Below are 15,683 nucleotides of genomic sequence, written 5' to 3'. Positions count from 1 at the left end.
GTCGAGGTCAAGCGTCCCGGGTGTCATTCCGCCGGTGCGGGGGCGTATTTCGAAAAGACGGTCTCGTTCCCCGGCTCGGGATGGCGCGGGATCAGCAGCGACAGCGCCAGAGAGATCAGCGCCATGCCCGCCGCCAGGCCGAACACCGCCCCCGGCGACACAACCCACAACAGCCCCAGCAGCGCCGGCAGAAACACCGCCGCGATGTGGTTGATGGTAAAGGCCACCGCCGCGGTGGGTGCAATATCGGCCGGATCGGCGATTTTTTGGAAATAGGTCTTGAGCGCCAAAGCCAGCGCGAACAGCACGTGGTCGATGACGTAGAGAATGGCCGCCAGCAGCACGCCCCAGCCGAACCAGTAGATGCCGCCATAGGCCGCAAACACGATGGCAAGGCCCAGATATTCGAAGATCAGCGTGCGCCGCTCGCCAAACACCGCAACGGCCTTGCCCAACAGAGGGGCGGCGGCCATGTTGATGATCAGGTTGATGAGGTACAGGCTGGTCAGGTGATGCACTTCGAAGCCAAAGCGTTCGACCATCATGAACCCCGCGAACACGACGAAGATCTGCCGCCGCGCGCCCGCCATGAACTGCAGCGCATAATACAGCCAGTAGCGGCGGCGCAGCACGATTTTCTTGGTCTGCGGTGTCGGCGCATCGAATTGCGGATAGGCGATCAGGCAGAACAGCGCCAGCACCGCGGTCAAACCACCAGCCGCCATAAAGACCGTGTTGTAGGACAGATCGAACCGATCCCAGGTCAGCACGATCAGCCCATAGACCACAAGCGTCGCGGCCGATCCCATCGCCACCAGCCACCCCAGCACCTGCGGGGCGCGGTCCTTGGGCAGCCATTGCAGCTGAAGCGATTGATTGACCGTTTCGTAGTAGTGAAACCCGATCGAGCTGAACAGGGTCACAAACAGCAGCCCGCCGAGGCTGGGAAACCAAGCCGTCACCGCCGTGGCCACGCCCAGCAGCATCAGCGAAATCATGGCCAGCACCTGTTCGCGCACGAAAAGGATCACCGCGATCACGCCAACGGCCAGAAAGCCCGGGATTTCGCGTACTGTGTGCAGCAGGCCGATGTCTGCCCCGTCGAAATCCGCGACTTCGATCACGAAGTTGTTCAGCAGTGCGCTCCATGCATTGAACGCAATTGGCATGGTCAGCGCCATCACGAACAGCAAAGTGACGGGGCGGCGCCAGAACGGCAGGCTCTGGGCCTGGGACAGGGGCATCGGTTTCAGCATGAGAGTTCTCTACGCCCAATCCGCCCGGCTGGCGAGAGGAAATCCCCCGTGCACATCGGGTCTGCGCTGATGCAGGGTCAGTAGAAGCTCTGCGGGTCGATATCGACGGTCAGGCGGATGTCGCCCTTCAGGCGCACCGGTGCGATCCAGCGGGCGATGGCGTCCTGGATCGGCGCCCCCTTGGGCGCCTTGATCAGCAGCCGCACCCGGTGCCGCCCGCGGATACGGGCAATCGGCGCCGGGGCTGGCCCAAAGACTTGTGCCCCGATCTGCCGCAGCGGCGCGTCATTGCGCGCCAATATGTTGCCGATGTCAAAGACGGGCCCGACCTCGGGTCCGGACAGCACGATTCCCGCCATCCGGCCATAGGGCGGCACCCCGGCCGCCTGACGCCCGGCGGCCTCGGCCCGCCAGAATCCTTCCTCGTCCCCTGACAGGATCGCGCGGATCACCGGGTGTTCGGGCTGAAAGGTCTGCAGCAGCGCCGTCCCCGGCTTGTCGGCCCGCCCGGCCCGGCCGGCCACCTGCCGCATCAGTTGAAAGGTCCGCTCGGCTGCGCGCAGGTCGGACCCGTGCAGGCCCAGATCCGAGTCGATCACCCCGACCAGCGTCAGGTTCGGGAAATTGTGCCCCTTGGCCACCAGCTGCGTACCGATGACGATATCGGCGTCGCCCTCGGCGATCTCTTCGATCTTGGCCTTCAGCGCCCGGGCCGAACCGAACAGGTCGGAACTGAGCATGGCGATACGGGCGTCGGGAAAGGTCGCCTCGGCCTCTTCGGCCAGACGTTCGATGCCGGGGCCGACCGGGGCCAGCTTGCCCTCGACCTCGCAGGCGGGGCAGGCCTCGGGCATGGGCTTGGTCTCGCCGCACTGATGGCACATCAGACGTTTTAGGAACCGGTGCTCGACCATGCGCGCATCGCAGTGGTCGCAGGCGATCTGTTCGCCGCAGGCCCGGCACAACGTCACCGGCGCATATCCCCGGCGGTTTATGAACAGCAGCGACTGTTCGCGCTTCTCGATGCGCGCCTGCACCGCCTGGCGCAGGCTGGGGGAAATCCAGGTGCCCGGCTGCATCTTCTCGGCGCGCATGTCGATGGTCTTCATGTCCGGCAGCACCGCCGCCCCAAAGCGCGAGGTCAGGTCCAGTCGGTCATACTTGCCGGCCTCGGCATTGGCCCAGCTTTCCAGCGACGGTGTCGCGCTGGCCAAGATCACGCGCGACCCGCAGATCGCCGCCCGCAGAACCGCCATGTCGCGCGCATTGTAATGCACGCCGTCTTCCTGCTTGTAAGAGGTGTCGTGTTCCTCATCCACCACGATCAGGCCCAGATCGCGGAACGGCAGAAACAGCGCCGACCGCGCGCCCACCACCATCTGCGCATCGCCCTGCCCGACCATGCGCCAGACACGGCGGCGTTCAGTCATCGTGGCACCGGAATGCCATTCGGCCGGGCGCGCACCGAACCGCTCCTCGACCCGCGTCAGAAACTCGGCGGTCAGCGCGATTTCTGGCAGCAGCACCAGCGCCTGCCGGCCCATGCGCAGCGCTTCGGCCACCGCTTCAAGGTAGACCTCGGTCTTGCCCGACCCGGTCACGCCCTTCAGCAGCGTGGTGCCATAAGTTCCGCTGCGCAGTGCCGCCCGCAACGTGTCGGCGGCAGCGGTCTGGTCGGGGGTCAGAGCTTTGCCGGGCCGGTCCGGATCCAGCGTCGGATAAGGCAGGTCGCGGGGGCTGTCCTCCTCACGCACTGCGCCCTGCTTGACCAACCCTTTGACGACCGACGAAGTGACCCCGGCCATCTCGGCCAGTTCTTTCAGAGTAAAGGCCAGGCCGCCATAATCACGCAGCACCTCCAGCACCCGGGCGCGGGCGTCGGTCATGCGGTCGGGTGTGCCGCTGCCCAGCCGATAGATCTTGCGCATCGACAGCGGGTCGCCCAGCCCGGGCGCGCGGGTGGCCAGCCGCAGCATGGCCGGCATCGGCGTCAGCGTGTAGTCTGCCGCACGCTGCAGGAACAGGCGCATCTCTTGGCGCATGGGCGCCACGTCCAGCACCCGGATGACCGAGCGGATCTTGCTGCGATCGAAATCACCGCGCCCGGCCCCCCAGACCACGCCCAACACCTTGCGCGGACCCAGCGGCACCTCGACGAAGGCGCCCAGGAAACACCCCCCCTCGGGCGCCTTGTAATCCAACGTCCGGTCCAGAGGCTGGGTCGTCAGAACCGCCACCAGCTCACCTTGGTCGAAATGCACCGGGTCGCTCAATGCGCGCCTTTCTTCAGCAGGGGTTTCAGCACGGGTCTCTTTGAGGTAAAGGCATCCGCGAGCAAGGCCAACCCATCAAAGGACTGCCCCGATGAAATTCTTCGTAGACACAGCCGAAATCGACGCCATCGCCGAGTTGAACGACCTGGGCATGGTGGACGGCGTCACCACCAACCCCTCGCTGATCCTGAAATCGGGTCGCGACATTCTGGAAGTGACCAAGGAAATCTGCGACCTGGTCGATGGCCCGGTTTCCGCCGAAGTCGTCGCCACCGAGGCCGAGGACATGATCGCCGAAGGCCGCAAGCTGGCGCAGATCGCACCGAACATCGCCGTAAAGGTGCCGCTGACCTGGGCCGGTTTGAAAACCTGCAAGACGCTCAGCGACGAGGGCCAGATGGTTAACGTCACCCTGTGCTTCTCGGTCAACCAAGCGATTCTGGCGGCCAAGGCGGGCGCGACCTTCATTTCGCCCTTCATCGGACGTCTGGACGACATCAACCTCGACGGCATGGACCTGATCGCCGACATCCGTCAGGTCTATGACAATTACGGGTTCGAAACCGAAATCCTCGCCGCCTCGATCCGCAGCGTGAACCATGTGGCCGACAGCGCCCGCATCGGCGCCGACGTGATCACCGCCCCGCCCGCCGTGATCAAGAAGCTGGCCGACCACCCGCTGACCGACAAGGGGCTCGAGGCCTTCCTGTCGGATTGGGCCAAGACCGGTCAGAAAATCCTGTGACCCGCTAATCCCAAGCACCACCGCGCGGCCCCGCCAGGGGCCGCGCTTGGCCCAACTGCACGGGCCTGATCAGCGATCAGGCCCGTGCAGGCGGGAGCCAAGCCCCCACACTCGGCACCTAATCCACCTAAACGTGCATTTTTCCCAAGGTATTTCCGGGCACCCGTGCTATAACGCACCCAACAAAAAAAGACCGGACAGGATATGAGCAGCAACCCCAAACTCGAGGACAACCTCCGCGCAGCGATTCTGGCAAAACCGGATGCGGTGCTGGACGACAAGGACCTGATGCAGGCGCTGGTCGCCGCGAACGAACGCGCCCGCGGAGACAACATCATCGACCTGCGCGGAATCGCCATGCAGCGGCTCGAGGCGCGGCTGGATCGTCTGGAGGACACGCACCGCTCGGTCATCGCTGCCGCCTACGAGAACCTGGCCGGCACCAACCAGGTGCACCGCGCCATCCTGCGTCTTCTCGAACCGGCGGAGTTCGAGGATTTCCTGCGCACACTGGGCACCGACGTCGCCGACATCCTGCGGGTCGACCGGATCACTCTTGTTCTGGAAACTACGGCCGCGCAACACGATCCGGGAATCGCCAGGCTGGACGGCATTCTAACGGTGGCCGAACCCGGCTTCATCGACCGCTACCTGAGCCACGACCGCGGCGGCCCGGCCCGCGACGTCGTGCTGCGCGAGATTCACCAACCCAACCGATTGGTGCACGGTGATCAGGCCGGCGAACTTCAATCCGAAGCCTGCATGCTGCTGGACCTGGGTACGGGCCGCCTGCCGGGCATGATCGTGATGGGCGCGCGCGACCCGCGGCATTTCTCTCCGCAGTTGGGCACCGATCTGCTGGCGTTTTTCGCCGGCGTGTTCGAACGGTCGATGCGCCACTGGCTGTCATGAGCCTGATCTCTCCGGCCTGCCGCGATGCGCTACAAGTGTGGCTGGAGAGTCTCTCGGCGCTTGCGGGCCGGTCGGAAAACACCACCAACGCCTATCGTCGGGATGTCACCGATTTTCTGGCCTTCATGACCCTGCATCACAGCGAACGTCAGGGGTTGGCCGCGCTGGAACGGATCAGCGTTTCGGACATGCGGGCCTGGATGGCGCAACAGCGCGACACCGGCGTCGGCGCCCGATCTCTGGCGCGCAAGCTGTCGGCCGTCAAAAGCTTCTACCGCTGGCTGGCCGAGCGCGAGGGGTTCGAGCCCACCGCCGTCCTGTCCACCCGCGCGCCGAAATTCACCAAAAAGCTGCCGCGCCCCCTAGCCGAAGACGCCGCCCGCGCCGTGATCGAGGCGGTCGAGTTGCAATCCAGTTCGGATTGGGTTGCGGCCCGCGACGTGGCCGTGGTGACCCTGCTCTATGGCTGCGGACTACGCATTTCCGAGGCGCTCTCGCTGACCGGCGCCGACGCGCCCCTGCCCGAGACGCTCAGAATCGTCGGCAAGGGCGACAAGGAGCGAATCGTTCCGGTCATTCCCGCCGCACGGCAGGCGGTGGACCGGTACCTGGAGTTGTGCCCGCACCCGCAAAGTGCAACCGCCCCACTGTTCCGCGGTGTGCGTGGCAAGGCGCTGAACCCACGGGCGATCCAAGGCGTCATGGCAAAGGCACGCATGCAGTTGGGCCTGCCGGCAACGGCCACGCCCCATGCCATGCGCCACAGCTTTGCCACGCACCTTCTGTCGGCCGGTGGCGACCTCCGAGCCATTCAGGAACTGCTGGGACACGCGTCTCTGTCCACCACGCAGGCTTATACCGCCGTCGATACCGCGCGGCTGATGGAGGTCTACAACCGCACCCACCCCAAGGCCTGAACGCAACGGAATCGCCGCGACCGCCTGCATAGACCCTTAGGGGCGGGATTTTGCTTTGCATCTCGGGCGCGCATCGTACATGACACGGGCCATGACACTCAGATTCAAAGCCTTGGCCGTCCATTTGTTCACCGCGACTGGTGCCGTTTTTGCCATGCTGGCCATGCTGGCAGCGGTCGAGGAAAAATGGAGCCTGATGTTCCTTTGGCTGGTGGTGTCTTTCATTGTCGACGGAATCGACGGCCCCCTGGCGCGGCACTACCACGTCAAGAAAAACGCGCCCGAGTTCGACGGGGTGCTGCTGGACCTGATCATCGATTATCTGACCTACGTGTTCATTCCGGCCTATGCGCTGTTCAAATCCGGCCTGATGGACGGTTGGACCGGCTGGTTTGCAATTATCGTCATCACCTTCGCCAGCGCGATGTATTTCGCCGACACGCGGATGAAAACCAAGGACAATTCCTTTTCCGGCTTCCCGGGTTGCTGGAACATGGTCGTGGTGGTGATCTTCGCGCTGAAACCCGATTTCTGGTTCAGCCTGATCCTTGTGGCGCTGCTGGCCGTGGCGATGTTCCTGCCGCTGAAATTCATCCACCCCGTGCGTACGGAACGCTGGCGCAACCTTTCCCTGCCCATGGCCTTCGCCTGGACGTTTTTCGCCGGATGGGCAGCCTGGGTCGATTTCCACCCGCAAAGCTGGGCGCACTGGGGCCTTGTCGTCACCAGCCTGTATCTGGTGTTTGCTGGTATTGCCCAGCAACTGATCCCGCAAAGGACCGGATGACCCCGCCGCGCAGGGCGAGGCCGAAGCTCACAGGATTTCCTGGATCTCGAATTCGGTTCCGTTGTGGGTGAACACGTCGCCCTTCTGCAAACCGGCCATCGCCAGGTAAATCGGGCTTTGGGGTGAAATCCCCATATATGTGTCCCCGTCAACGTCGAATCGCGTGGTCGAGACGCAGACGACGAAATGCCGGTCATTCAGCTTGACCACCGCGCCCGGCTCGACCGTCTGTTTCGGACCGAAATCGGTGTTTTCGATCACGTCGATCTTGGCATGATGTGCATGCACCGGCCCGTCGAAAGCCGCCGCCAGATCGGCGCTCTCGCGCGAGGCGGCGATGTCGTCCTTGTCATGCACCTCGCGATCGTCCAGCTGCGACTCTTTCAAAAAGGCCTCGTGATGGGCCTGCGCGACTTCAAGCTCCTGGGCTTCCAGGGCCATCAGGCGGTCGATGATGGCTTTCTTGCGAGCAGCCGGGTCTGTCTGAGCGGTCATGCAATGCGGTCCTTCGCTGTCGAATTCCATCTCAGGTTGGGACGCTTTGCGGGGGATTGCAACTGGATTCCGGTGATCAGATCAGCAGGCTCGCGGCGCCTTCGTGGCGCAACAGAGCCACCTTGCTCTCGATTCCGCCCTGGCCGGAAAACCCGCCCAGCCCGTTCGCAGCCAACACCCGGTGGCAGGGGATGATCACCGGAATCGGATTGGCTCCGCAGGCTTGTCCCACGGCCTGTGCGGGGTGCCCCAGTTCGCGCGCAATGTCGCCATAGGTGCGGGTTTCACCGAAGGGAATTGCAGACATCACCGCGCAGACCGCACGCTGAAACTTTGATCCGTTGACGTGCAGCGGCAGGTCGAAGCGGCGCAGGCTGCCTTCGGCGTAGGCCATCACCTGCGAGGCGGCTTCGGCAAGCAGCGGAGTCGTATCGCCCTCCGTTTGGCCGCCCCAGACCAGCCGAGTGATGGCGCCGCCTTCTTGCTCGATCCCGAGGCATCCGAACTGGGTTTGAACCGCAATCATCGGCATGGCTGCAGGGTTTCAGATCAGCACGCCGCCCGCAAGTCGCAAAAAAGCCCCCGCGCTATGGCGGGGGGCTTTCGGGGTTTACGTTCAGCTCAGGGCGGTGTCGCAGCGACCGCAGACACCGGGATGCGCGTGGCGCCCCACATCCGGCAGGATCTTCCAGCAACGCTGGCACTTGGCCCCTTCGGCCTTTTCGAACACGACGCCGACGCCTTCGACCTCGGGCAGGCGGAAGGCCTCGGCCGGGGCCGGGTCGGCGGTGACAGTCAGGCCCGAGGTGATGCACAGGTCATCCACGTCGAAAGTGGCCAGCAGGTCACGGGTTTCGGCATCCTCGACATGCACGACCGGCGCGGCTTCGAGACTGGAGCCGATGACCTTGTCGCGGCGCTGCACTTCCAGCGCGGCGGTCACCGCACGACGTACACGGCGGATCTTGGCCATGTTCGCCTCGAGCTCGGTGTCGCGCCAATCGGCAGGCGTGTCGGGGAAGTCGACCAGATGCACCGAGCTGTCCTCGCCCGGGAACCGCTCCAGCCAGACCTCTTCCATCGTAAACGGCAGGATCGGTGCCAGCCAGGTGGTCAGACGGTGGAACAGGATATCCAGCACCGTGCGCGCGGCCCTGCGGCGCGGGGTGTCCCCATCGCAATACAGCGCATCCTTGCGCACGTCGAAATAGAAGGCCGACAGGTCGACCGTGGCAAAGTTGAACACCGCGCTGAACACGCCCTGGAAGTCGAACGCGGCATAGCCCTTGCGGACCTGCTCGTCCAATTCGGCGAGTCGGCTGAGCACCCAGCGTTCCAGACGCGGCATCTCGGCCGGGTCGATCCGGTCGGCCTCGGTGAAATCGGCCAGCGAACCCAGCATGAAACGCATCGTGTTGCGCAGACGGCGATAGCTGTCGGCGACCCCTTTCAGGATTTCCGGCCCAATCCGCTGATCGGCGGTATAGTCGGTCTGGGCCACCCACAGGCGCAGGATGTCGGCACCATATTGCTTGATGACCTCCTCCGGCACGATGGTATTGCCGAGCGATTTGGACATCTTGTTGCCCTTCTCGTCCAGCGTGAACCCGTGCGTGACCACGTTGCGGTAGGGCGCGCGGCCGATCGTTCCACAGGCCTGCAACATCGAAGAGTGGAACCATCCGCGGTGCTGGTCGGTGCCCTCCATGTAGACATCGGCGATGCCCTCGGGCGCACCATCCTCGCGATCGCGCAGAACGAATGCGTGGGTCGAGCCCGAGTCGAACCACACGTCCAGAACGTCGAACACTTGGTCATAATCGTCAGGGTTCACGATGCCGTCCAGCACCTGCTGTTTGAAACCGTCGGTGTACCAGACATCGGCACCGTGTTCTTCGAACGCGGCCTTGATGCGGGCATTCACTTCCGCGTTGCGCAGCAGATAATCCGGGTCGGTGGGCAGAGCGCCTTTCTTGGTGAAACACGTGAGCGGCACGCCCCAGGCACGCTGGCGCGACAGAACCCAGTCGGGGCGTGCCTCGATCATCGAATACAGGCGGTTGCGGCCCGACGGCGGCGTCCATTTCACCAGTTCGTCGATCGAGCGCAGGGCGCGTTCGCGGATGGTGTCGCCCATCTGGTTCATGCCGTCGTCCAGCTTGCGGTCGACGGACACGAACCATTGCGGTGTGTTGCGATAGATGATCGGCGCCTTGGACCGCCACGAATGCGGATAGCTGTGCTTGATCTTGCCACGCGCCAGCAGCCCGCCGACCTCGGCCAGCTTGTCGATCACGGCCTTGTTCGCGTCGCCCTCGCCGCCCTTGCGCGACAGGATGTACTTGCCGCCGAAAAACGGCATGTCAGCGCGGAAGCTGCCATCGTCCATCACGTTGTAGGTGATGACCTGCTCGAGCATGCCCAGATCGCGGTACAGCTCGAATTCCTCCATCCCGTGCGAGGGCGCGCAATGGACGAAGCCGGTGCCTTCCGTATCGGTCACGAAATCGGCCGCGCGGAAATCGCGGATGTCGTCCCATTCGCCGTTAGACCCTTCGGCCCCTGCCAGCGGGTGCTGCAGCTGGATCTTGGCCAGATCGTCCTGCGTGACGTCACACAGGCGGCGGTACATGGTGTCGTCCAGTCGCGCGCGCGCGAACACGTCGGCGGCCAAGTTGTCGGCCAGCAGGTACCGGTCACCGATCCGAGCCCAGCATTCCTCGGGGCGGCCGGTCACTTCGTACAGCCCGTACGAGATATCCTTGCCATAGACCACGGCCTTGTTCGACGGCATGGTCCAGGGCGTCGTGGTCCAGATCACAACATAGGCGTTGTCCAGCGTGGTGTCGCCGGTGTTCACCACCTTGAACTTCACCCAGATGGTGAAGCTTTCCTTGTCGTGATACTCGACCTCGGCCTCGGCCAGAGCGGTCTTCTCGATCGGCGACCACATTACCGGTTTCGAGCCCTGATACAGCGTGCCGTTCATCAGGAACTTCATGAACTCGTCCGCGATCACCGCCTCGGCGTGATAGTCCATGGTGACGTAGGGATCGGCCCAGTTGCCGGTGATGCCCAGGCGCTTGAACTCTTCGCGCTGTATATCGATCCAGCCTTCGGCGAACTTGCGGCATTCCTGGCGGAAGTCGATGACCGGAACCTCGTCCTTGTTCTTGCCCTTCTTGCGGTACTGTTCCTCGATCTTCCATTCGATCGGCAGGCCGTGGCAGTCCCAGCCGGGCACATAGCGCGCGTCGAAGCCCATCATCTGATGCGACCGCACGATCATGTCCTTGATCGTCTTGTTGAGCGCGTGGCCGATATGCAGGTGCCCGTTGGCATATGGCGGGCCGTCATGCAGGATGAACGGCTTGCGCCCCGGCTTTTCGCGCAGTCGGTCATAGACGCCGATCTTCTCCCATCGGTCCAGCCATGCGGGCTCGCGCTTGGGCAGGCCGGCGCGCATGGGGAATTCGGTTCGGGGCAGGTTCAGCGTGTCTTTATAGTCGGGTGTCTGGGTCGTGTCGGCGCACATGGAGAGGCGTCCCTTGGATGATCTTGGCGTGTTTGGATCGAAGCGGTCGGTGCGATGAACTCAAGCACCTTTGCCCGGCGTCTCGGAAACTCAGAGCGCCGGGGAAATAATTCGAATGATAATGGCCAAAACGTCTTGCATGGCCGGGCTTATAGGCCGGTTGCGCCTATTGGTCCAGAGCTTCCGGCCCCTGCGGCGAATGGCGCAGCTTGGCCCAGCGGTTCAGCCAAGCCAAACCCGCCAGCGCCAGCCCCAAAGCCAGCAACGAAAACACCCGGATCAGGCCGCCCAAGCCTGAGATGTCGATCAGGAACACCTTGGCCACCGCCAGCCCGATCACCGCCAGCCCGGCCTTGCGCATCAGGTTCGAACCGCGGGCCAACGACTGATAGAACAGCGCCGCGCCGATCACCAGCAGCGCGAGCGTGTAGGTATAAAGCTCGGGCTGGGACACGCCGTTGCCTTCATACATTCCTGCCGCACCCTGCCAGAAATGCCGGATGGTCAGGCCCAGCCACAAGGCACCCAGCGCGATGGACACCCCCTGGCAGACCAGCCGCAACTGGGCCGGCATCGTGGGGATTCGCCACGCGAACAGACCGATGACAAGGGCCGGCAGCAAATAGGCAATGGCAAGCGTGTTCACGATCGGAGGTCCCAGAACAGGATCTGCGCCAAAACGCAAAACAGGGTTGGCCACTGTCGCAGCCAGCGCCAGCCACAACAGGCCATGCGCGGCGAAAAACACGCCCAATGCGACCCGCACCCAGTTCAATCGCCCGCCCAGCGCAAACCGCTGCACCTGCGCGAATGCCAACAGCAGCCAAATGGCCGACAGCAGGCCCAGCCCCCAATGGCTGTCGTCGGCACCGCCCTCGCCCAGCCCTTCCAACCAGCGCAGCAGCAGCAGCGACACCAGAACGCCGCCCGTCGCCCACGCTGCGCTGTCCAACATGACCTCGGCGACAGGTCGCTCCAACGGGCGCAGCATCCACCATGCCGCGACGTAGCCTGCAACCGCAGTTCCATAGACCAGAGCCATTTCCGCAACCGGCGCGTCCAGCGCCCAGCCCAGGCCCGGGTTCAGGATCAGCCGGAACGTGACGGTGACGACTCCGGCCCAGATGAACCAGCTCATCGGCGGCAGGGCAAACCGCCGGTCCAGCGCCGCCGCCGCGATGATCGTGACCACGAATGCGATGGTCAGCGCCGCCGAGCTGAGCACGATCACGCAGCCGAAGGTCAGGCAGGACAGGGCCGACAGCGTGGCCAAAGCCGGACGCATACGGGCCTTAGCATCCACACGCGCAAAGCGCTCGGCCAGCACCACCATCAGCGCCGCAAGCGCGACCGCATGCAGGGCCCAGGGGTAGGCTCCGATAACGCTGGCCGGGCGCCAGCCAAGCTCAAGCGCGATGGCCAGCGCCGGGGCGTACAGCGCGGCGGCACCGGCCCAGACCAGCGGGTACCGCCCACCCCGGAACGACCGCCATGCCGCCAGAACAGAGATCACCGCGCCCAGCGCAACCAGCCACGTCGCGGCCAACGGAAAATCGACTTCGGGCGTTTCGGAGTAGGTCTGCCAGAACCCACGCGCCACCGCGCCGCCATCAAACCCGTGCGTGAACACGAATCCACCCAGACCCAGGGCGGGAAGCGCGGTCATGTCCTGCAGGGCCAGTGCGTCCTTGGCCCAGATCAGCAGGGCGAACGTCAGGACTGCCAGCAGGATCACACCCAGCCAGAACTCACCGCTCGTATCCGCCCATTGCAACACCAGAATGGCCGAGCTTGCCAGCACCGCCCCAAAGGCCAGACGCGTCGGAAATTCGGGCCACGGACCACTGGCTTTTCTGACAAAGATTTCGCTGAACATCGCGCCGTCATGATCAGGCCAGATCCGGCGCACGGGAATGGCAATGGCGATCACGGCAACGGCAGCCACGTAGATGAGGAAAGCCGGTTCTGTGATCGGCGAACCAGCCACAAGCAAAAGGCCCGCCAAATAGGCTCCTATCAGCGAAAGCACCGACACCCAGGCCCAACGCTGCACCGTGTCGATCCCAAGCCCAAGCCCGGTGATCACGAAGAAATATCCATACAGCCAGGACGGGTCGGCCGACTCTCCACCTACGACGAATGGCGCGGCAAAGGCGCCGATCAACCCGATCGCCGCCAGCAGCGGGCCGTGGAACCAGCCCAGAACCAGCCCGACAAGAGCGATGGCGATCATGCCCGCCAAAGCCGCCTCGGGGCCGATCAGGTCGTAGAGCTGGCGCGCCGCCAGCACACCGCCGAACAGCGTGACCAGCCCCGCGCCTGCAAATACCGAAGGCAGGTAGGCGGTGGCCGACGACTCGTCATCGCCGTATCGGCGCCGCACGACTTCACCCGCCACGATCAGCAGCGAGCCGAAGCCCAAGGCCGCCAACACGCGCGCGGTGGGCGGCAGCAACCCGTTCTCGACCCCGTATTGCACCAGAAATATCCCCGCCAGCGCCAGCGACAGGGCGGATACGGCATAGAACCAGTTCTCTCGGAGCCACGCGCCCAGATCGTCGAAGCGCTCGGCGCGGAACACGACTGCGGCCGGAGGGGATGCGGTCTCGGCAACAGTTGCCGATTTTTCAGGCTCAGGCTGTTGGTCCGGTAAGGGTGGGCTTGCCTGTTTCGGCGGGCCCCAAGGGGCCGGTCGGGGTTTTGGCTTCAACGCTTCTGCTGGCGCGGGCGGCGTCTGCGCGGGCCGCGCCATGTCGGGCTGCGGCTCGACACCCAACCTGATCTCCAACTGCTCGACCCGCCGCCGCAGTCGGGCATGGCCGACCAGCAAGACGACAATAGATACCGGCATCGCCAAAACGACCAAGCCAACAAGAACAAGCAGAGATTCCAAACCGCACCTCCGGGCAAATCTGCATTATAGGCTATCCTGTGCAGGCGCGGTAAGACAGTCGGGAAATCCCAAATGGTTTCAGCCTGTTGTGGTCTGACGCCAGTAATCTAAGGATGGAACAGAGACCCGACGAGATAGGCAATTGCTGCCGCTGCTCCACCGATCGCCAGCGTCTCAAGCCCCGAGCGCCACCAGGGCGCCAGCGACCACCGGCTTTTCATCGCGCCGATGGCAAAGAACACGCCCAGCGTCATCAGGACCGAGGCTGAAAACGCGCCCTCGACACCCAACAAGAACGGCACGAGCGGAACCATACCGGCCACGACAAAGGCCGCGAACGTGGCTGCGGCGGCCTTGAGCGGATGCGGATCGACGCTGCCCAACCCGTACTCGCCCTCGATCATCAGGTTGATCCAGGTATCCCGATCGGCAGTGATCGCATCGGTTGCCTGTTCGAGCACCCGGCCCGACAGGCCCTTGCGGGACAGGATTTCCAGCACCTCGCCGCGCTCGCCGTCGGGGTAGAGGCGGATGTGGCGCTCTTCGATGGCGCGGATCCGTCGGATATTGTCCAGCTCGGCCTTGGTCCCCGAGTAATTCCCAGCAGCCATCGAGAACCCGTCAGCCAGCACGTTTGCCAAGCCCAAGGCCACGATGACGAAGGGCGACAGCCCAGCCCCGGCGACGCCTGCCACGATGGCCAGCGTGGTCACCGATCCGTCGATCCCGCCATAGACAACGTCCCGCAAGAACCCACGTCCGGGTGGGGTGTCGATCCGTTCTGCGATTTCCTGTTGGCTGTGGCCGTGATCCGCCATGGCTAGTCTCCCTTCCGGAAGATTTTGCCCTGAGTAGCGGCCCGATGGCTTTGCGGCAGATCAACCCTTGGAAAACAGCCCGCCCAGCGCGCGCGAGACCATGCCGCGGGTCGACGGCCTGTGGCGGTCCGAGAAGGGCAGCGGACGGCAGACCTCCATCGCGGCCACGCCGACGCGGGCGCTTAGGGCGCCGTTGACCAGCCCTTCGCCAAAGCGGCGCGACAGTTTGCTGAGGACTGACCCGCCCAGAACCGGTTCGAGCAGGTCGTCGCCCACGGCCACCGCACCGGTGGCCACCAGGTGAACGAACACCGCGCGGGTCAACCGCCAGCCCCCCAGAAACCCGGCCCGACCGCCATAGATTTCGGCAATCCGGCGGATCATCCGCAGCGACGCCAGCAGCGCCGTCGCCACATCGGCCAGCGCCAGCGGCACCAGCGCCGTCACGGTCGCGACCTGGCGCGCGGCGGCCTCGACCTCGCGGCTGGCGGCGGCGTCCAGCGGGGCCAGCAATTCGTCCTCGACCAGTCCCAGCAGGCCCGAGGCGTCGAACTGATCCTCGATCCGTTCGGCCAGGCGGTCGCGGCCCCAGCGCGTATCCTCGCGCCCGCGATAGAACGTGATCAGGCGCTGGGTCACGGCCCGGGCCTGCGCCAGATCAGCATCGGCCAGCGCGGCATCGGCGGCGCGGCGCATCCCGTCCACCCGCGACAGCCGGCCCAGCGCGGCCAGTTCGCGCAGGGCGATCAGCAAAGCCACCAGCACCAGCGCGCAGATCAGGCCGGTCACGATCCAGCCCAGCACCGGGACGCTGGCGATCAACGAGGTGGCAAAATTCCAAGCGGCTACAGAGACCGCCGCCCCCACGACGGCAACCGCCAGCCCCCAGAACCACCGGCCCAGAACCGACGGCTTGCGCGCGGCCAGCCGGGCCGCGGCCTGCATCGCCTGCCCCTGGGGTGGCGCGATATCCGGTACCGGCGCGGCGTTCGCCACGTCGGCGGCCGGGGCATCCTCGTCAAGTTCGATCAGAACCGGACCCTTGGCCATGC

12 protein-coding genes are annotated in these 15,683 nt (G+C 64.6%); 4 read left to right on the top strand and 8 right to left on the bottom strand.

Annotated elements, in window-relative coordinates:
* Positions 1 to 23: 23 nt before the first annotated feature.
* Positions 24 to 1,256: an MFS transporter gene (locus AC2FME_RS10255; protein WP_496688376.1), complete on the bottom strand. Its 1,233-nt coding sequence runs from the start codon at positions 1,254 to 1,256 to the stop codon at positions 24 to 26.
* Positions 1,257 to 1,333: 77 nt separating this feature from the next.
* Positions 1,334 to 3,529: a primosomal protein N' gene (locus AC2FME_RS10250; protein ID WP_496800366.1), complete on the bottom strand. Its 2,196-nt coding sequence runs from the start codon at positions 3,527 to 3,529 to the stop codon at positions 1,334 to 1,336.
* A 91-nt stretch (positions 3,530 to 3,620) separates the two neighbouring features.
* Here AC2FME_RS10250 and fsa point away from each other — a divergent pair, with 91 nt between their 5' ends.
* The 4 genes from fsa to AC2FME_RS10230 all read left to right on the top strand — a co-directional run bounded on the left by fsa (position 3,621) and on the right by AC2FME_RS10230 (position 6,890).
* Positions 3,621 to 4,274, top strand: coding sequence for a fructose-6-phosphate aldolase (gene fsa, locus AC2FME_RS10245; RefSeq protein ID WP_005977921.1), 654 nt, complete (start codon positions 3,621 to 3,623; stop codon positions 4,272 to 4,274).
* A gap of 204 nt (positions 4,275 to 4,478) precedes the next feature.
* The gene (locus tag AC2FME_RS10240) at positions 4,479 to 5,186 is read left to right on the top strand and encodes a DUF484 family protein (protein ID WP_496681337.1); all 708 of its coding nucleotides are present in this window, start codon (positions 4,479 to 4,481) and stop codon (positions 5,184 to 5,186) included.
* On the top strand, positions 5,183 to 6,103 hold the full coding sequence (locus AC2FME_RS10235) for a tyrosine recombinase XerC (RefSeq protein ID WP_496688372.1): 921 nt from the start codon (positions 5,183 to 5,185) through the stop codon (positions 6,101 to 6,103). The genes AC2FME_RS10240 and AC2FME_RS10235 overlap by 4 nt, the downstream gene beginning before the upstream one ends.
* Positions 6,104 to 6,194: 91 nt before the next feature.
* Entirely contained in the window at positions 6,195 to 6,890 is a 696-nt protein-coding gene (locus AC2FME_RS10230) for a CDP-alcohol phosphatidyltransferase family protein (protein ID WP_149775773.1), read from the top strand.
* Between the two features lie 27 nt (positions 6,891 to 6,917).
* Here AC2FME_RS10230 and AC2FME_RS10225 read toward each other — a convergent pair whose 3' ends face one another.
* The 6 genes from AC2FME_RS10225 to AC2FME_RS10200 form a co-directional block, all read right to left on the bottom strand.
* Positions 6,918 to 7,385: a hypothetical protein gene (locus AC2FME_RS10225; RefSeq protein WP_496681332.1), complete on the bottom strand. Its 468-nt coding sequence runs from the start codon at positions 7,383 to 7,385 to the stop codon at positions 6,918 to 6,920.
* A 76-nt stretch (positions 7,386 to 7,461) separates the two neighbouring features.
* The gene (locus tag AC2FME_RS10220) at positions 7,462 to 7,917 is read right to left on the bottom strand and encodes a methylated-DNA--[protein]-cysteine S-methyltransferase (protein WP_496800365.1); all 456 of its coding nucleotides are present in this window, start codon (positions 7,915 to 7,917) and stop codon (positions 7,462 to 7,464) included.
* Positions 7,918 to 8,001: 84 nt separating this feature from the next.
* Positions 8,002 to 10,920, bottom strand: a complete 2,919-nt coding sequence (gene ileS, locus AC2FME_RS10215) for an isoleucine--tRNA ligase (protein ID WP_496800364.1) — start codon at positions 10,918 to 10,920, stop codon at positions 8,002 to 8,004.
* A 166-nt stretch (positions 10,921 to 11,086) separates the two neighbouring features.
* Positions 11,087 to 13,813: a DUF2339 domain-containing protein gene (locus tag AC2FME_RS10210; RefSeq protein ID WP_496800363.1), complete on the bottom strand. Its 2,727-nt coding sequence runs from the start codon at positions 13,811 to 13,813 to the stop codon at positions 11,087 to 11,089.
* A gap of 107 nt (positions 13,814 to 13,920) precedes the next feature.
* Positions 13,921 to 14,631: a VIT1/CCC1 transporter family protein gene (locus tag AC2FME_RS10205; protein WP_496711345.1), complete on the bottom strand. Its 711-nt coding sequence runs from the start codon at positions 14,629 to 14,631 to the stop codon at positions 13,921 to 13,923.
* Positions 14,632 to 14,691: 60 nt separating this feature from the next.
* Positions 14,692 to 15,681 (bottom strand): YcjF family protein, encoded by a 990-nt coding sequence (locus AC2FME_RS10200; protein WP_496800362.1) that lies wholly within the window; start codon positions 15,679 to 15,681, stop codon positions 14,692 to 14,694.
* Positions 15,682 to 15,683: the final 2 nt, after the last annotated feature.

The sequence above is a fragment of the Ruegeria sp. BHSC026 genome (genome assembly GCF_059613065.1).
The sequence above is the reverse complement of the archived record's forward strand: the minus strand, read 5'-3'. Positions and strand labels throughout refer to the sequence as shown.